Origin of the sequence: Haloarchaeobius sp. HME9146, from assembly GCF_025399835.1 — an archaeon.
Lineage (GTDB): Archaea > Halobacteriota > Halobacteria > Halobacteriales > Natrialbaceae > Haloarchaeobius.
Window position 1 is genome coordinate 1,213,935 of record NZ_JAODVR010000001.1, and the last position, 17,370, is coordinate 1,231,304.

Genomic DNA, 17,370 nt, shown 5'->3' on the forward strand with positions numbered 1-17,370 from the left:
CCCTTTTCGGTCAGAACGAGTCGGTCAGCGTCGTCTGTCGCCCCGGAATCGCGCCCTCGTGTTCCAGCAGCCGGCGCTTCAGGTCGACGCGGTCGCCCTCGGTCTCGCCGGAGAAGCCGCCGAGCCAGTCCGTCCCGACGACGCGGTGGCAGGGCACGATGACTGGAACGGGATTCCGCCCGCAGGCCTGCCCGACCGCGACCGCGCTGGAATCGAGGGCAGCCGCGAGGTCGCCGTAGGTCCGCGTCTCGCCGCGGGGAATCGCGGCCATCTCGCGCATCACGTCGCCGGTGAAGGTGCCGGGGAATCGCACGTCGAAATCGAACGTCTCGCGCTCGCCGCGGCCGTACTCGCCGACCTGCTGGCGGACGGTCTCCGGCGGGGCGTCCAGCAGCGTCTCGTCGATGTCGAACGAGCCGCCGAGGACGGTCAACTGCATACGAGAGGGTGGGCGCGCCAGCGACCTAACTCTGCTGTCCTCGCGTCGCCGCCGTCCCGCAACCGCCTTGCCCCTCGGGGCCGAACCCCGTCGCATGGCAGACGTCGCGGCACGGGACTGGCGACTCATCCGAGAGGAATCGCGGGACGGCCCGACCAACATGGCACTGGACGAGATCGCCGCGAAGTCGGCGACCGAGGACGGGGTACGGACCATCCGGGTGTACCAGTGGGAGCCGAGCTGTCTCTCGCTCGGGTACGGACAGGCCCCCGAGAGCGTCGACTGGGACTTCTGCGAGCAGGAGGGAATCGACGTGACGCGTCGCCAGACCGGCGGAGGTGGCATCTACCACGACTACCATGCCGACATCTCCTACTCCATCGTCGCGCCCGCCGACGAGTTGCCGGGCGACCTGATGGAGAGTTACGAGCTGCTGTGTGACCCCATCCTCGACGCCTTCGCGAACATGGGCGTCGACGCGGCCTTCGCCGACCAGAAATACGAGAGCATCCACCGGCCGGCGTGCTACCTGCGGGACATCCACCCGGCCCACGACGTGCTCGCGGGCGGCCAGAAGATCTCGGGGAATGCCCAGTACCGCCAGCGCGAGGCGGTCATCCAGCACGGGTCGCTCTCGTTCGACCTCGCGACCGCGAAGCACTGCGGCGTCTTCTCGGGCGAACCGGACCACGACACCTTCGAGGAGCGGGTGACGAGCATCCACGCGCAGTCCGGTATCGGCCGCGAGGAGGCCGTTTCGACGCTCGAAGACACCCTGCAGGACTGGGCCGGGGCGGCCGAGGGCGGGTGGACCGAGGACGAACTCGCCGCGGCCGCGGACCTCGCCAACGCGAAGTACCGGAGCGACACGTGGAACCGGGAACGGGCCGACCCTACCTGAGTAGGGAGTGTGCTCAACACCGTGGCATCGATACTCACGGGTATGTCGAAATCAGGTTCCCCCGACGCGGCAGCACTGTTCCAGAAGGTCACCGGCGAGACGGAACTCGTCGACGAACAGGAAGACAGCGTGAGCCACGACGCGGCCACCGAAGAGGACGAGGCGTACTTCGACGAGGCCAGAGAGGACGGCCTCGACGACGCGGTGGCCGCGCCCGAGATGGGTTCGGAGTGACGTCGTCGTCGCCGACGTGACCGTCGCGGTTCGATACGCCTTTCCTCCCGCCCTCCTTGCCGTCTGGTATGCTACGAGTCGGTGCCCACGAGTCCATCGCGGGCGGTGTGTACAACGCGGTCGACAGTCAGGTCGAAGACGGCGGTAACTGCGGACAGATATTCACCCACTCCCCGCAGGTGTGGCAGGACCCCAACATCGGCGAGGAGGAGGCCGAGCAGTTCCGCCAGCTCTCCGACGAGAACGACGTGGGTCCCTGGGTCATCCACTCCTCGTACCTCGTGAACCTCTGTACGCCCAAGGACGACCTGCGCGAGAAGTCCATCGACTCCATGCAGAAGGAGGTCGACGCGGCCGACAAGCTCGACATCCCGTACGTGAACGTCCACCTCGGTGCCCACACCGGCGCGGGCGTCGAGGGCGGCCTCGACAACGCGGCGAGCGCGCTCGACGAACTCGACGTCCCCGAGAGCGTGACCGTCCTCATCGAGTCCGACGCGGGCTCGGGGACCAAGCTTGGCGGCGACTTCGAGCACCTCGCGGAGGTCCTCGACCGGTCCGAGCAGGACCTCGACGTGTGTCTCGACACGGCCCACATGTTCGCTGCGGGCTACGACCTCTCCTCACCCGAGGCGGTCGAGGAGACCATGCAGGCGTTCGACGAGGTCGTCGGTATCGAGCACCTCCAGTGCGTCCACCTCAACGACTCCAAGCACGAGTGCGGCACCAACAAGGACGAACACGCCCTCATCGGCGAGGGATACATCGGCGAGGACGGCATGCGCGCGTTCATCAACCACGAGATGATCCGCGACGTCCCGCTCGTCCTCGAGACTCCGACGGAGGACGGCAAGGGCTTCGCCTGGAACATCGAGCGCGTCAAGGAGCTTCGCGAGGTCGCCAACTGACCCGTCGGAGCGACGACTGAAATCGTTCTTTCAGTCAGCAGAGCCGCTTTAGTACTGGCTGTGGAATCCCTGTGTATGGTCTCGTTCAGAACAACCCTGTTGCTAATCGCCTCAATGCTCGCCATCGCAGCGGTCGGCCTCTCGTTCCTGCCGGTCGCGTGAACCCGGTGGTGTCCGATTCCCGGACATCGACCTGTTTTTGCCGTCGCCTCTCCAAGCGGTCGCGTGCGCAGATTCGACGCCGACTACCTCGATGCGACCCGCGAAGGGATGTGGGCGGACTCCCGCGACGCCCTCGCCCCCCTCGAACTCGACACTCGCGAGCGGGTGCTGGACGTGGGCTGTGGCACGGGGAAGCTGACGGCGGTCCTCGCCGAGGAGACCGACGGCGAGGTCGTCGGGCTCGACGCCGACCCCGGATTGCTCGCCCACGCCCGAGAGGTCGGGCCTGTGGTGGCGGGCGACGCGACGCGACTCCCGTTCCCGGACGATAGCTTCGACCTCGTGGTCTGCCAGGCGCTGCTCATCAACCTCCCCGACCCGGCCGCCGCGGTCCGCGAGTTCGCCCGGGTCTCTCGTGGGGCGGTCGCGGCCGTCGAACCGGACAACGGGCTCGTGACGGTCGAGTCGACGGTCGACGCTGAATCCCGGCTGGCGGCGAAAGCCCGCGAGGCGTACCTGGCGGGCGTGGACACAAACGTCGCGCTGGGGGCCGACGCCCGGGACCTGTTCACCTCGGCGGGGCTCACCGACGTTCGGACGCGGCGGTACGACCACGCCCGGCGCGTCGCCCCGCCCTACGACCAGGCGGCGCTGGAGGCCGCGACCAGGAAGGCCAGCGGTGCCGGACTCGAGAGCGACGCGGGGGAGATTCGAAAGACACTGTCGGACGACGAGTACGACGAGCTCCGGGCGGCCTGGCGGGAGATGGGTCGGGCCGTCATCGAGCAGATGCAGGACGAGGCGTACCACCGCACCGAGACCGTCCCCTTCTTCGTCACCGTCGGTCGGACGTAGTGGATGTGTGCGCGACACGCCAACCCGAACCGGTTAGGAGGGCCACTGAGGATGATTCCAGCCCTACCCGCAGGTATGTCACGGGATGTCACCGCCGACCCTCCAGGCGGAGCGGTGTACAGCGCATTCGAGATCTCCCGGGAGGAGACGATCATCTACGACACGCGAAACACAGCGGCCTGGATACAGTCCAACGTGCAGCACGCTCTCGACGAGATGCGCTGAGTGACGGACTGACGGTACCCTTTTGTCGGCTCCGGAGGAAGATTCGGTGTGTACGAGGAACGTGATCGCTCGAAGGCGTTCGACGCGCTGAGCGACCCGATCCGGGTCGCCATCGTGGAAGCACTCGTCGCGGCCCGGCGCGAGACCCCCGACGACCCGGAACGCTCGTTCTCGGAACTGCGCGACCGTGTCGGCGTCGAAGACTCCGGGCGCTTCAACTATCACCTCGGGAAGCTCCGCGGTCGCTTCGTCGAGCAGACCGACGACGGCTACGAGCTGAACTACGCGGGCGAGCAGGTCGCCTCGGCCATCCTCGCCGGCACCCTCGACGAGAGCGAGACGCGTGACCCGGTCGCACTCGACCACGACTGCCCCATCTGTGACGCGCCGATGGCTGCTCGCTTCGACGCGGGCCGGGTCACTGCGTCCTGTGACGAGGGACACGAACTCTATCGGACGAACGTCCCGCCAGCCGCGGCGACTGGGCGGACCGTCGAGGAGTTGCTCGCGTTCTCGGTCGACCTCACCCACAGCCGGGTCCTGTTGAACACCCGTGGCATCTGTCCCGAGTGTTACGGCCACGTCGAGAGCGAGGTTCGGTATCAGGAGGCCAACGGCGTGTCGTTCCACGCCATGTACTGGACCTGTCGCCTGTGTGGTCGGCAGTCGCAGGCATCACTCGGCATCTGTCTTCTCCAGCATCCGGACCTCGCCACGTTCTACCGGGACCACGGCATCGACGTGGATGAAACCTATCCGTGGCTGCTGCCGGTGATACAGACGCCTGCCGAGCAGGTCGGCGAAGACCCGGCACGCTACCGACTGGAGATTCAGGAGGACGGTGAGACGTTCCGGGCGACCCTCGACGGCGACGGGGCTGTCGTGGAGACCGAGCGCTTCGACACCTCGGACTGAATACAGAACGCTGCTTCTGGGAACGCTTTTTTACACACCGTGAGACGTGGGTGTATGGATCCCCGAATCGAGCGCCACGCCGATATCATCGTCAACCACTCCACCAGCGTCGAACCCGACGACAACGTCCTCGTGATGGCCCCGCCGGTCGCGGAGGACCTCGTCGTCGCCGTCTACGAACGACTCGGCGAGATCGGTGCGAGCCCGTCGCTGTCGATGCGGTCCGGGCGCGCTCTCCGTGCCTACCTGCGTGCCTCGGACCCGGACGACTTCGACATCTCCAAGCACGACCTCGCCCAGATGGAGGAGACGGACGTGGTCATCATCATCCGTGGTGACGAGAACACGAACGAGCGAAGCGACGTTCCGCCGGAGACGATGAGCGCGTTCGGGAAGGCCCACCAGCCCATCGGCAAGGAGCGCATGGGCAAGCGCTGGGTCGGCACACAGTACCCGGCGTCCGGGAACGCCCAGGAGGCGGAGATGTCTACCCCGGCGTACGAGGACTTCGTCTACGAGGCCATCGACAAGGACTGGGACGAACAGCGCGAGTTCCAGGCGAACATGGTCGAGATCCTCGACCCGGCCGACGAGGTCCGCATCGTCTCCGGCGAGACGACGGACATCCGCATGAGCGTCGACGGGATGGTCACGGCCAACGACTACGGCGAACTCAACCTCCCCGGTGGGGAGGTGTACACGGCACCGGTTCCCGATTCGGTCGAGGGTGAGGTGCTGTTCGACAAGCCGCTGATGGCCCAGGGTCGCGAGATGACCGACGTGTGGCTCAAGTTCGAGGGCGGCGAGGTCGTCGACCACAGCGCCGAGAAGAACGAGGACGTGCTGACCGCAGTGCTGAACACCGACGAGGGTGCCCGTCGCCTGGGCGAACTCGGCATCGGGATGAACCGCGACATCGACGAGTTCACGTACAACATGCTGTTCGACGAGAAGATGGGCGACACCATCCACCTCGCCATCGGGAAGGCTATCGCCCACACCGTCCCCGACGGCCAGCCGCTCAACGAGAGCGCGATGCACATGGACATGATCGTCGACATGAGCGAGGACTCCTACATCGAGGTCGACGGGGAAATCGTGCAGCGTGATGGGACGTTTAGATTCGAAGACGGGTTCGAGGAGTAGGGAGATTCGGAGCGACCGCAGGGAGCGAGAATCTCCGAATTGCGAGCGGCGTAGCCGCGAGCAGTAGCGGGGGAACCTTCCGAAGCGACAGAACAGACAGAAAGCAAACAGAAACGGGCTTCGCGGAACGGTTTTCCAGTCCATGGGCGTTGACTGCCCACATGGACCCTCGTGTCAGAAAACACGCCAAAATCGTTGTCGACCACTGTCTCGACGTGCAGGCAGGCGAGAACGTACTGGTAGAGGCCAAGCCTGCAGTCGAGGAGTTCGTCGTGGCACTGTACGAACTGCTCGGCGAGCGGAACGCGCTTCCGATGCGAGTCGGGGACAGTCCGCGCGCCTCGCAGGCATACCTCGAAGAACTCGACATCGGTACAGCGTCGCTGAAGGAACACAGGTTGGCCGCCTACGAGGCCGCGGACAAGGTCGTTCTGGTGTGGGGGATGGAGAACACGCGCGCGTCGAGCGAGATGGACCCCGAGATCTCGAACGCGATGGGTGAGGCGAACCGCGCCGTCTTCGAGGAGCGAATGGACACGCCCTGGGTTGGGACGATGCACCCGCTTTCGGGGACTGCCCAGGAGGCAGAGATGAGCACGCCCGCCTACGAGGAGTTCGTCTACGACGCCGTGACCAAGGACTGGGAAGAACAGCGAGCGTTCCAGGAACAACTGGTCGAACTTCTCGACCCTGCCGAGGAGGTCCGCATCGTTTCCGGTGATGAGACCGACATCACGATGCGGGTAGATGGGATGGATGCTGGGAACGACTACGCGAAGCGAAACCTTCCTGGTGGGGAGGTCTACACCGTTCCCATCCCTGACTCCGTCGAGGGTGAGGTACGCTTCGACGTTCCGGTCGTCCAGCGCGGAAAGCAACTAGCGGGGGTGTGGCTCCGGTTCGAGGAGGGCGAGGTGGTCGAGTTTGAGGCTGAGAAGAACGAGGAGACGCTGGCGAGTATCCTCGACGCCGACGAGGGTGCAAAGCGTCTCGGTGAGCTGGGCATCGGGATGAACCGCGACATAGACCAGGTGACGAACCACATGCTGTTCGACGAGAAGATGGGAGACACGGTCCACCTCGCGCTCGGAACGGCGATAGAGGATGTGGTTCCCGAGGGCCAACCGTCCAACGAGAGCATGGTTCACGTCGACATGCTGGTCGACATGAACGAGGACTCCTACATCGAGTTCGACGGTGAAGTCGTGCAGCGGAACGGGACGTTCAGATTCGAAGACGGGTTCGAGGAGTAGGGAGACGCGACCGCAGGGAGCGTCTCCGAGCCCGAACGGGGAGCAGAGCGACCCGTGAGGAGTAGGGAGATTCGGAGCGACCGCAGGGAGCGAGAACCTCCGAATTGCGAGCGGCGTAGCCGCGAGCAGTAGGCTCGTCTCGGCCATCGACACGACCAGTCTCTGACCCCCTGTTCGCTCGTCGCAATATCAACTATCGGACAGAACTGTCGTTCTGCGAACCATTAATCCCGGTCGAGTCGTCGGACTGGTATGGATTCACGAATCGAACAACACGCTGATATCCTCGTCAACCACTCCACGAACATCCAGCCCGGTGACAAGGTCATCGTCGCCGCGCCCCCGGAGGCGAGCGACCTCGTCGCTGCCGTTTTCAAGAAACTGGGGGAGGTTGGTGCCCGTCCCGTCCAGCTCACACAGGACTCGCGGGCGATGCGAGAGTTCGTCCTCGCGGTCGACCCGGAGACGCTCGACCTGCCGGAACACCTCCAGGCGCTCATGGACGAGACCGACGTACTCATCGGCATCAGTGGAAGCTCGAACAAGAACGAGACGAGCGATGTCCCTCCCGAGAAGATCATGGCACTCGCGAAGCTGAACAAGCCGATTCAGGACGCGATGATGGAGAAGCGCTGGGTGGGAACGCAGTTCCCCGCCACGGGCGACGCCCAGAAAGCGGAGATGTCCACCCCCGCCTACGAGGACTTCGTCTGGGGCGCCATCAACCGGGACTGGGGCGCACAGCGCGAACTCCAGCAGCAGGTCGTCGACCGCCTCGACGACGCCGACGAGGTTCGCATCGTCTCGGGTGACACGACGGACCTGACGATGTCCATCCGTGGGAACCTGACGAAGAACGACTTCGGCGAGAACAACCTCCCCGGCGGTGAGGTGTTCACCGCACCCGTCCCCGACAGCGTCGAGGGTGAGGTGTTGTTCGACAAGCCGCTGATGGCCCAGGGCCGCGAGGTCACGGGTGTCCGACTCGTCTTCGAGCAGGGCGAGGTCGTCGAGTACGAGGCCGAGAAGAACGAGGAGCTGCTCGCGGCTGTCCTCAACACGGACGACGGTGCCCGTCGCATCGGCGAACTCGGCATCGGTATGAACCGCGATATCGACCGGTTCACGTACAACATGCTGTTCGACGAGAAGATGGGCGACACCATCCACCTCGCTATCGGGCGCGCCATCGAGGGGACCGTCGGTGAGGGCGTCGAGTTCAACGACTCGGCAGTCCACATGGACATGATCGTCGACATGAGCCAGGATTCGTACATCGAGGTCGACGGCGAGGTCATCCAGCGCGACGGCAAGTTCTGGTTCGAGGAGTAGGGAGATTCGGAGCGACCGCAGGGAGCGAGAATCTCCGAATTGCGAGCGGCGGAGCCGCGAGCAGTAGCGAGAATCACCAATATGCAACCGTCGGGAGCCGCGAAGACGGCTTCCAGGCCTGAGGCTCCCCGGTATCCTACACCGTTTCGACGAGTCAGCTATTGACAGACTCGAGACAGAATTCCTGTTCTGGAAACTATTAACGACCTGGCACGAGTCGGCTCCAGTATGGATTCCCGAATCGAGAAACACGCCGAGATCATCGTCGAACACTCCACCGACGTCCAGCCGGGCGAGACGGTCATCGTCTCCGGGCCGCCCGAAGCACGCGACCTCGTCGCCGCGGTGTACGGCAAACTCGGGGAGGTGGGTGCGTTGCCTGTCCAGCTCACACAGGACCCCCGCGCGATGCGCGAGTACATGCTCGCGGTCGACCCTGAAGAGCTCGACGTGCCCGAACACCTCCAGGCACTCATCGAGAAGACGGACGTGCTCATCGGCATCCGCGCGAACTCGAACAAGAACGAGACGAGCGACGTGCCGCCGGAGAAGAACGTGGCGATGGCGAAGCTACACAAGCCCATCCAGGAGGCCATGATGGAGAAGCGCTGGGTCGGCACGCAGTTCCCCGCGACCGGCGACGCCCAGAAGGCGGAGCTGTCGACGCCCGCCTACGAGGAGTTCGTCTACGGTGCCATCAACAGGGACTGGGACGCCCAGCGCGAACTGCAACAGCAGGTCGTCGACCGGCTGGAGGGTGCCGACGAGGTTCGCATCGTCTCCGGCGAGACGACCGACATCACCATGTCCGTCCTCGGCAACCCGACCAAGAACGACTACGCCGAGCACAACCTGCCGGGCGGCGAGGTGTTCACCGCGCCGGTACCCGACAGCGTGGAGGGCGAGGTGCTGTTCGACAAGCCGCTGATGTCCCAGGGTCGCGAGGTCACGGGCGTCCGGCTCGTCTTCGAGGAGGGGGAGGTCGTCGAGTACGAGGCCGAGAAGAACGAGGAGGTGCTGGCGGCCGCCCTCCAGACCGACGAGGGCGCGAAGCGAATCGGCGAACTCGGTATCGGGATGAACCGCGATATCGACCGGTTCACGTACAACATGCTGTTCGACGAGAAGATGGGCGACACCATCCACCTTGCACTCGGGCGGGCCTACGAGGATACCGTGGGCGAGGGCAACGAGCGCAACGATTCAGCCGTGCACATGGACATGATCGTCGACATGAGCGAGGATTCGTACATCGAGGTGGATGGCGAGGTCATCCAGCGCGATGGACAGTTCTGGTTCGAAGAGTAGGGAGACGCGACCGCAGGGAGCGTCTCCGATTGCGAGCGGCGGAGCCGCGAGCAGTAGCGAGGTTCGGAGCGACCGCAGGGAGCGAGAACCTCGTATCTGAACGGCGACCGAAGGGAGCCGTGAAGACAGGTTCGAGAACTGACTGGACCCGCCAACTAGCACTGCTCTTCGACCCACTCGCGAACGTATTCTTTCTTCCGCCTATCGAGCGCGTACGCCCGGTCGATGCCGGTCGTCTGGGCGACCAGTTCGTCGGCCGTTCGGGGTGGGGAGAAACGACACTCACGACCGCAGTGACACGACGAGCAAGACCGCGACTGTCAGCAGGACGGTCGTCAGCCAGACGGCCGTGATGTCGGACCCGACGAGGTGGGTGCCGAACAGCCACCCGGACAGGTAGCCCCAGGGGGCGACGATGATGGGGAGCGTCACGGCGTAGACGGGGGGGATAGCCGAGAACCGGTCGGTGATGGAGGCGGGGATCATGGTCGCCGGTTCTCCCGCCCCGCAGGTATACTTTACCGACAGGACTGGGAGCGGGGATTCTCCCGCGTGTACCGGCTCAGACCACGTCGCCGCGGACCGTCGCGCCTTCCTGCTGGTCGCGCCAGGCGTGGAGTTCCTTCGCGGCTTCCTGCGCCTGTTCTTCCTCCAGCCCGAGCATCCCGAGCGCTCGCGAGAGCGTCGGCAGGGCGAGTTCGGACTCGCGGAGCTTGCGCATCGCCTCCTCGCTCCGTTGTCCCTCGGCCCACAGGCAGACCCCGCGGGGGTCGAGCAGCGTCGTCCAGTCCTCGCGGCGTTTCGCGCCGGCCAGTCGCTGGGTGACGTTGTCCTCGAAGCTGGCGTTACACACCTCCAGATGGACCGGCTCGTCGTCCTCGAGCAGGTGCGCCGCGAGACACTTCTCCGGGGCGGCGTGGCCGTTCGCGTTCGCCCGGAGGTATTCCGGGTACTCGTCGGCCCACTCGGTTCGGACGGTCTGGCCGACGCCTTTGACGCCGTACTCGGCTTCGAACTCGTCGGCGCGAGAGGCGTCGCCGCCCAGCAGGATGTCCTTGGTGAGGTAGACGTCGAGGCGGTCGACGGGGTCGAGGCCGAGTGCCACGTCGCCGTACACCCACACCTCGCGGACGGGAACCGGCAGCGGGCCGGACTCGACCGCGTCCAGGATGGCTTCGACTCGGTCGAGCGCCGCGTCGCGTTCGAGACTCATCGTACTGTCGTACCCACCGGAAGGGAAAAACGTCCTCGCTTCGGGGCGCGACCCGGGACGGCCGGCTCAGGCGAGTTTGCTCTCGTCGGTCGAGACGTGGACCGTCTTCTCGACGGTGGCGTGGACCGTGCCGTCTTCGGCGACCACGTCGGCGGTGTACTCCCGGTCGATGGAGTCCTGGTCTTCGAGGGCTGACTGGATGGCGTCGAGTTCCTCGTCCGGCATCCGGAACCGGGCGTAGAGGTCCTCGGTGCCGGGTTTCTTGAACTGGACCTCGGTGGACCTGTCCCAGACCACGTACTTGCCGGGCAGCGCCTTGATGAGCATCATCGCGAACATCGGGTCACAGGCACCGTAGATGCTCCCGCCGAAGATGGTGCCCATGTAGTTGCGGGTGCGCCAGCTCTGGGGAATCTTGATGCGTATCTCCTGCCAGTCGTCGGCGATGTACTGGACCCGGCCACCGGTCCCACGGTAGGAGGGCCAGACGTTGAACCCGAGGCGGAACAGTCGCGTGCGCCAGGACTCGCTCATTGACAGGTATGGCGTCCGCCGGCTACCTTACTGCTGTGGAACGCGAGTCGCGTGGTCCCGGGTGGAACGACGACCGCGTGGTTCGGGGTTGTCGCCCGTCAGCGACCGGTCTCGGTGGCCTGGGCACAATCAACCCGCGTGACGACCATCCCCTGCGGGCCGTGGAGCGTGACCGCTCCGTCCGGACAGAGTGGCTCGTCGAAGTTCGCGCCGCGGAGGAACTGTCGCGGGCTCCCGCCTTTCACGCCGTCGACGTCGCCGGTCGTCTTCACCTCGACGACGCCGCCGGGTTCGAGCGGGATGGTGTCCAGCTGGTAGGTGCCGCGTCCGTCGTAGTCGAGGGTGTAGCTCCGTAACTGGACGATTTCGTCGCCGTCGTTGTGGACGAGGACTCGCTCTTCGGCGTCGCCGGGTCGCTCGAGCGTGAGCCGGAGGTCGGCGGTCGGCCGGTGGGTTCGCGTCCGCGACGGGTCGACGACGCCCCTGATGTCGTCCAGACAGCCCGCGCTCCCGACGGCGAGGCCCCCCGAACACACGGCAAGCAGGTCCCGACGGGACGGAGACGGCGGCATACCCGCCCGTATCCCCGCCACCCCCGAATAGCTTCGGACTCGCTGGAGAATCAACTCGGTGGTCTATGCTAGCGGTTCTCGGAGATTTATGCGCCCGGCACCCATCCAGACGGGATATGGAACACCGCGTCACGAACGAGGATGGGGACGAGGACCTGGTCTGGATACTCGGCTGGGGGAACCGACTCCGGCACGAGAACGTGCAGTGGCTCGAAGGGTGCTTCGCCGATGCTGGCTATCGCGTCCACACGCTCCAGATTCCGGACTTCCCCGCGGATTTCTACGGGGAGTGGGTCCGGCCCGCGAAGGAGTACGTTGCCGACCTCGACGACTATCGGCTGGTCGGCCACAGCACGGGTGGACTCATCGGGGCCTACCTCGACGGGGCCGAGACGACGACCTATCTCAGCCCGTGGTGGGGCTACACCGAGGACATGTCCGAGGGAATCCTCGACCTCGTCGGGAAGCTCGGCATCCGACACAAACTCATCCCGTCCGGGGTCAGCACCCGCGAGGCCATCGGGTCGCTGGCGACCGACTCGCAACTGGCAGACGGCCCGGGGAACGTCTCGCCGCGGTTCATCCGCGAGACGCGCCGCGGCCACCGGGAGCGCCCCCCGATCGACGAGGATGCGGTCGTCTTCTGCACGCTGCAGGACCAGGTCGTCAGCACCCGCGCCATCGGGGACGCGGTCACGGAATCGCAGGTCGTGCTGTACGACGGCGGCCACGAACTGTTCTCCTCCGAGCGCCGCGAGGCGTACGTCGACGACGTGCTCGCGGCGGTCGACGGCGGGCTGGCCGCGGTCGAAACGGTGTAAGACGACACCCGAGACTGGACAACGAAACCCGTATCCCGGCGTGGCGGCAACTACGGGCGATGACCGAGTGCACCAAGTGCGACCGCGAGGCGGTGATGCACGCCGCGTACTCCGGCGCACACCTCTGCGAGACGCACTTCTGTGCATCCGTCGAGAAACGGGTGCGCCGACGGATTCGCGAGGACGGACTCGTGCCACAGGACGCCACGCCCGAGGACCCCGAGACGTGGGTCATCGGCCTCTCCGGCGGGAAGGACAGCGTGGTGCTCACCCACATCCTCGACGACATCTTCGCGCCCGACCCCCGCATCGAGATGGTCGCACTGACCATCCACGAGGGCATCGAGGGCTACCGCGACGAGAGCGTCGACGCCTGCGTCGAACTCGCCGAAGACCTCGAGATGCGCCACGAACTCGTCACCTACGAGGAGGAGTTCGGCGTCCGCATGGACGACGTGGTCGAGCAAGACCCCGAGAACATGGCCGCCTGCGCCTACTGCGGCGTGTTCCGGCGAGACCTGCTGGAGACGTACGCCGACGAGTTCGGCGCGGACAAACTGCTGACGGGGCACAACCTCGACGACGAGGCCCAGACCGCCCTGATGAACTTCCTCGAGGGCGACGTCTCCCAGATCGCCAAGCACTTCGACGCGAGTATCGGGACCTTCGACGAGCGCGAGGAACAGGACGAGTTCGTCCCTCGCGCCAAGCCGCTTCGCGACGTGCCCGAGAAGGAGGTCGCGCTCTACTGCCATCTCACCGACCTCCCGGCGCACATCACCGAGTGCCCGCATTCCAGCGAAGCCTACCGCGGCGAGATACAGCGCCTGCTGTTCGACCTGGAGGAGAACCATCCCGGTACCCGTCACTCCATCATGGCCGGCTACGAGGAGCTGGCGGGAATCGTCGCCGAGCGCTACCGCGACGACGGAGACGGCTCGAAGGCCGACCTGCAGGAGTGCGAGGAGTGTGGCTCGACGACCACCCGCGACCGCTGTCGCAAGTGCTCGCTGCTCGACGCGCTCGGCGCGGTCTGACCGGATCTCTCCTGTTCTGAATCCAGAACGCTTCGACGCCGACTCCGAAGCCAGAGCAAGACGGTTCGTGAAGGCGGTGGTGACGATACGACCGCGTAAGACACCCGTGCTCGTGCCCCGAAACCGCTTTCCGACGGCGGTCGTACCTCCCCGCATGGGACTCCTCGATAGCCTGCGCGAACTGTTCGGGTCGCCGCCGTCGGACCGGCAGCCGGAGCCGGAGGAACGGGCGACCCCCGCCTCGGACCCGGACCGGATGTACGCGACGGCACCCGACCCTGACGACGCCGACGACTTCGGCCTGCCCGACGCACCCGGGGACGAGTCCGAACAACCGCCCCGGGAGCCGCCCGAGGCGTTCGCGTACGAGGCCCAGGAGTTCGTCGACTTCTGGCACGAGTACCCGCTCGATTACAGTGTCGACTCGCTCGACCACCTCGACAGTCTCGTCGCCGAGAACTGGGAGCCGGGCGCGTTCGCCGGTGTCGACCCCGACCCGGATGGCGGCCCGGAGGCGCGCACGCTCTACGGTATCGTCCAGTCGCTCGGGAGCTATCTCGGCGAGTCGCTCGTCCGGGACGTCGACGGCGAGTGGACAGAAGCCGGGAGCGGAAGCTGGGTCGTCGTGGTCGAGGGGCCGGACGGCCAGGCGACCATCGACGTGTTCCGAATCGCGACCGAGGCGTTCACCGAGTCGCCGAACTTCCGCCCGCTCGTCGAGACCATCGAACGCGAGACCGGTATCTGACCGGGAGATAGCGTCACGAGAGAAATCGACCGCGAAACCGGCGTTTACACGGTGTGAAAACGGTGGAGAGAAGGACCCCGAGTGGGGTTAGTTGGTGGATCGTGTCCCCGGTCAGGGGGACGACTGGTACGACTGTGTCTGCGTCAGCGGATGACGTCGAGGCCGTTGTTCTGCTCGACCTCGTCGCGTCCGCCGTCGCCACGCGTGCTCCCGAAGCTCTGGTTGCTCGAGGAGTTCGAACTGGCCGAGCTGGCGTTGCCGAAGTCCGCCTCGCTGGCGTCGAAGCCACCGCCGTCGATGGCTTCCCGGGACCGGTCGGCCTGCTTCTGCGTGCTCGGTCCGAGCACCTGGGCGCTCTGGACGCCCGTCATGATTGCCATGACGCGCACCTTGCCCTTGTAGTTCTCCTGGATCCGGGCACCCCAGATGACGTTCGCACTCGCCTCGAGGCGCTCGGTGATGTTGTTCGCGATACCCTCGGCCTCCTTGAGTGTGAGGTCGGGGCCGCCAGTGATGTGGACGAGCCCGCCCGAAGCACCGCGGTAGTCCACGTCAAGCAGCGGGTGGTTCATCGCGTCGTTGACGACCTCCCGCGTCTTGTTCTTGTCCTGTGTCTCGCCGACCAACATCACCGCGACGCCGCCCTGGTTCATGATGGATGTCATGTCGGCGTAGTCGAGGTTGATGAGGCTCGGCTGCGTGATGGTCTCGGAGATGCCCTTGACCGTCTCGGCGATGATCTGGTCCATCACCGAGAACGCCTTGCCGATGGGCAGGTTCGGGACGTAGTCGAGCAGGCGGTTGTTGTCGAGGACGATGATGGAGTCCGCGGCTTCGCGGAGCTTCTCCAGTCCTTCCTCGGCCTTGACCGTCCGTGCACGCTCGACGTTGAACGGCGTCGACACCATGCCGACGACGATAGCACCCTGTTCCTTGGCGATCTTGGAGACGACCGGTGCCGCACCGGTCCCCGTCCCGCCGCCCATGCCCGCCGTGACGAACACGAGGTCGGCGTCGCCGAGGACCTCCTTGACCGTGCCCTGTGCCATCTCGGTCGCGCGCTCGCCCATCGAGGGGTCGCCACCCGCACCGAGCCCGTTGGTCAGGGACTTGCCGACGAGTATCTTCGTGTCGGCCTCGATCATCTTGAGGTGTTGCTTGTCGGTGTTGATGGCGACCGTGTCGGCCCCATCGACGCCGATGTTGTACAGGCGGTTGACGGTGTTGTTACCCGCGCCACCGCACCCGACGATGACGATTCGGGGGTCACCGAACTCGTCGCCGTCGAAGTCCTGTTTCTGCTGTTTCTCGCGTTCCTCGTGTTCGAGGGCGTCTTGAACGATATCCTGCATCGTTACACCTTGGCCCAGGTACGCTGTTTCTCGCCCGCACCCGAGCGTTCGGTCTGTTGTTCGTTAAGCATCTCACGAACGGCCGACCGAATGGCCTCGCTTCGATTCGGGAACTCTCCCGTCTCGACCATCTGTTCTACCTCCTCTATCTGCTGTTTCGGTATTCGCAGTGTCACACGCTCCATGGTTGTATTCCCCTGGTAAGACGTCGCGCATGTGCGTCGTTCGCACGCGCATCGTCTTACACGGTGATTACGGCCACGGGAGCCCCGTAAACTCCCGTTCCGCCCCGTGTAAGACAACTTGTCTTACGCGACTGTATGCACTGTGTCTTACGTAATAAAGGTACCGCCGATAACAGGTTTCGATTCGTGACCGTGTCCTACGTCGAGTCGAGCACGTCCGCCGCCGGCGTCCGGCGACCGCAGCTCGGACAGAACGCCCAGTCCGACCGAACCTCGTCGCCACACTCGCAGTACGCCCGGTGTGCGGCCTTCTCGCCGCAGTTCGGGCAGTACACGTGATCGCCGTCGACCGACTCGCCGCACTGCCCGCAGGCCGTTTCGGTCACGTCACCCGCGGTGTCGGACACACCACCGACCGCCGTCGTCGGACTCGTGTCCGATATCTGCTCCGACGCCTCGACGCTGGCACCGTCGGCAGCCTGCACGCCATCGAGCGCGATGGTGAGGTTCAGGTCCTGCCGGCGCTGCGTCATGGCCGCGTCGAGTTTCTGCTCGAATACCTCGTCCACGCGTGCGTCCACCAGCGCGTCCACACGCGAGGCAACGAGGTCGTCCAGACTCCCGTGGTGCTCGGCCGACGGCTCCTCCTGACCGGCCGCGTCGCTCGCGTCGGCCTCGGAGGTGTCGCCGTCGAGATAAGCCCGCAGCGCGTCGCGAACGAGTTGGCTCTTGGACTCGTCCCTGGCCTCCAGCCGCTCGACCAGGTCGTCGTCCGCACGCACGGTAATCTTACTCATACCTGCAATCCGACTAACTCATTATACGGCAAGCACTTGAATGTAACCCCTCATCGTCTGACGAACGTCTGACGCTGTGTTCTGCTGCTCGTGGACTGCTACAATGTGTCGCGGCCGGACCAGATAATAACCCTTATGTCGCATCCGGCGTCTATCTGGAAGTACGCCCGCCCTTAGCTCAGACTGGTAGAGCAGTCGACTGTAGATCGACTTGTCCCCCGTTCAAATCGGGGAGGGCGGACTTTTCCTGCGAACAACGTGAGCAGTGAAACGTCTATCCTGAGCCGATTTGAGCAGACGAGTCGCAGCCCGGAACGGTCGAACGGACGTGAGACCGCATGCCCGGACCGTCTCGGCGAGTTCAAATCGGGGACGCTGGACTTCTCCCGACGACTCGGTGCTGTCTTGAGGCACGACCGCGATATTCAAGTAC

Annotated in this window: 21 protein-coding genes and 1 tRNA gene; 14 read left to right on the forward strand and 8 right to left on the reverse strand. The window is 65.3% G+C overall.

Annotated features, from left to right (window positions below):
* Nucleotides 1-10: 10 nt before the first annotated feature.
* Entirely contained in the window at nt 11-439 is a 429-nt protein-coding gene (locus N6C22_RS06220; protein WP_261650203.1) for a methylated-DNA--[protein]-cysteine S-methyltransferase, read from the reverse strand.
* Between the two features lie 94 nt (nt 440-533).
* Here N6C22_RS06220 and N6C22_RS06225 point away from each other — a divergent pair, with 94 nt between their 5' ends.
* The 10 genes from N6C22_RS06225 to N6C22_RS06270 all read left to right on the forward strand — a co-directional run bounded on the left by N6C22_RS06225 (nt 534) and on the right by N6C22_RS06270 (nt 9,678).
* Entirely contained in the window at nt 534-1,340 is an 807-nt protein-coding gene (locus N6C22_RS06225; protein WP_261650204.1) for a biotin/lipoate A/B protein ligase family protein, read from the forward strand.
* Between the two features lie 42 nt (nt 1,341-1,382).
* On the forward strand, nt 1,383-1,574 hold the full coding sequence (locus N6C22_RS06230) for a hypothetical protein (RefSeq protein WP_261650205.1): 192 nt from the start codon (nt 1,383-1,385) through the stop codon (nt 1,572-1,574).
* Between the two features lie 68 nt (nt 1,575-1,642).
* Complete coding sequence (locus tag N6C22_RS06235; protein WP_261650206.1) at nt 1,643-2,482, forward strand: deoxyribonuclease IV; 840 nt, start codon at nt 1,643-1,645, stop codon at nt 2,480-2,482.
* 225 nt (nt 2,483-2,707) lie between these two features.
* A complete protein-coding gene (locus tag N6C22_RS06240; protein ID WP_261650207.1) occupies nt 2,708-3,499 on the forward strand; it encodes a methyltransferase domain-containing protein in 792 nt (263 codons plus the stop codon).
* A gap of 51 nt (nt 3,500-3,550) precedes the next feature.
* Nucleotides 3,551-3,724: a hypothetical protein gene (locus N6C22_RS06245; protein ID WP_261650208.1), complete on the forward strand. Its 174-nt coding sequence runs from the start codon at nt 3,551-3,553 to the stop codon at nt 3,722-3,724.
* 48 nt (nt 3,725-3,772) lie between these two features.
* Nucleotides 3,773-4,639, forward strand: coding sequence for a winged helix-turn-helix domain-containing protein (locus N6C22_RS06250; RefSeq protein ID WP_261650209.1), 867 nt, complete (start codon nt 3,773-3,775; stop codon nt 4,637-4,639).
* Nucleotides 4,640-4,693: 54 nt separating this feature from the next.
* Nucleotides 4,694-5,785: an aminopeptidase gene (locus tag N6C22_RS06255; protein ID WP_261650211.1), complete on the forward strand. Its 1,092-nt coding sequence runs from the start codon at nt 4,694-4,696 to the stop codon at nt 5,783-5,785.
* A 161-nt stretch (nt 5,786-5,946) separates the two neighbouring features.
* Nucleotides 5,947-7,038 carry an aminopeptidase gene (locus tag N6C22_RS06260; RefSeq protein ID WP_261650212.1) on the forward strand — a complete coding sequence of 364 codons (1,092 nt, stop codon included), beginning with the start codon at nt 5,947-5,949 and terminating at the stop codon, nt 7,036-7,038.
* A gap of 252 nt (nt 7,039-7,290) precedes the next feature.
* Entirely contained in the window at nt 7,291-8,370 is a 1,080-nt protein-coding gene (locus N6C22_RS06265; protein WP_261650214.1) for an aminopeptidase, read from the forward strand.
* Nucleotides 8,371-8,598: 228 nt separating this feature from the next.
* A complete protein-coding gene (locus tag N6C22_RS06270; protein ID WP_261650215.1) occupies nt 8,599-9,678 on the forward strand; it encodes an aminopeptidase in 1,080 nt (359 codons plus the stop codon).
* 282 nt (nt 9,679-9,960) lie between these two features.
* Here the strand turns inward: N6C22_RS06270 and N6C22_RS06275 are convergent, their stop codons facing one another.
* From N6C22_RS06275 to N6C22_RS06290, 4 genes are all read right to left on the reverse strand, one after another.
* Nucleotides 9,961-10,164, reverse strand: a complete 204-nt coding sequence (locus N6C22_RS06275) for a hypothetical protein (protein WP_261650216.1) — start codon at nt 10,162-10,164, stop codon at nt 9,961-9,963.
* Between the two features lie 76 nt (nt 10,165-10,240).
* A complete protein-coding gene (locus tag N6C22_RS06280) occupies nt 10,241-10,891 on the reverse strand; it encodes a hypothetical protein (protein WP_261650217.1) in 651 nt (216 codons plus the stop codon).
* A 66-nt stretch (nt 10,892-10,957) separates the two neighbouring features.
* The gene (locus tag N6C22_RS06285; protein WP_261650218.1) at nt 10,958-11,425 is read right to left on the reverse strand and encodes a DUF4442 domain-containing protein; all 468 of its coding nucleotides are present in this window, start codon (nt 11,423-11,425) and stop codon (nt 10,958-10,960) included.
* A gap of 98 nt (nt 11,426-11,523) precedes the next feature.
* Nucleotides 11,524-11,997, reverse strand: coding sequence for a lamin tail domain-containing protein (locus N6C22_RS06290; protein WP_261650219.1), 474 nt, complete (start codon nt 11,995-11,997; stop codon nt 11,524-11,526).
* A 116-nt stretch (nt 11,998-12,113) separates the two neighbouring features.
* Here N6C22_RS06290 and N6C22_RS06295 point away from each other — a divergent pair, with 116 nt between their 5' ends.
* The 3 genes from N6C22_RS06295 to N6C22_RS06305 all read left to right on the forward strand — a co-directional run bounded on the left by N6C22_RS06295 (nt 12,114) and on the right by N6C22_RS06305 (nt 14,603).
* The gene (locus N6C22_RS06295) at nt 12,114-12,818 is read left to right on the forward strand and encodes an alpha/beta fold hydrolase (RefSeq protein ID WP_261650221.1); all 705 of its coding nucleotides are present in this window, start codon (nt 12,114-12,116) and stop codon (nt 12,816-12,818) included.
* Between the two features lie 59 nt (nt 12,819-12,877).
* A complete protein-coding gene (locus N6C22_RS06300) occupies nt 12,878-13,855 on the forward strand; it encodes a TIGR00269 family protein (RefSeq protein WP_261650223.1) in 978 nt (325 codons plus the stop codon).
* Nucleotides 13,856-14,009: 154 nt separating this feature from the next.
* A complete protein-coding gene (locus N6C22_RS06305; RefSeq protein WP_261650224.1) occupies nt 14,010-14,603 on the forward strand; it encodes a hypothetical protein in 594 nt (197 codons plus the stop codon).
* Between the two features lie 143 nt (nt 14,604-14,746).
* On the opposite strand, the gene ftsZ is transcribed toward N6C22_RS06305, so the two are convergent.
* The 3 genes from ftsZ to N6C22_RS06320 all read right to left on the reverse strand — a co-directional run bounded on the left by ftsZ (nt 14,747) and on the right by N6C22_RS06320 (nt 16,937).
* A complete protein-coding gene (ftsZ, locus tag N6C22_RS06310; RefSeq protein ID WP_261650225.1) occupies nt 14,747-15,955 on the reverse strand; it encodes a cell division protein FtsZ in 1,209 nt (402 codons plus the stop codon).
* Nucleotides 15,956-15,957: 2 nt separating this feature from the next.
* Complete coding sequence (locus tag N6C22_RS06315; RefSeq protein WP_261650227.1) at nt 15,958-16,140, reverse strand: ribbon-helix-helix domain-containing protein; 183 nt, start codon at nt 16,138-16,140, stop codon at nt 15,958-15,960.
* Between the two features lie 197 nt (nt 16,141-16,337).
* Nucleotides 16,338-16,937 carry a zinc ribbon domain-containing protein gene (locus N6C22_RS06320; protein ID WP_261650229.1) on the reverse strand — a complete coding sequence of 200 codons (600 nt, stop codon included), beginning with the start codon at nt 16,935-16,937 and terminating at the stop codon, nt 16,338-16,340.
* 167 nt (nt 16,938-17,104) lie between these two features.
* On the opposite strand from N6C22_RS06320, the gene N6C22_RS06325 reads away from it, so the two are divergent.
* Nucleotides 17,105-17,178 (forward strand) — tRNA-Tyr (locus N6C22_RS06325).
* Nucleotides 17,179-17,370: the final 192 nt, after the last annotated feature.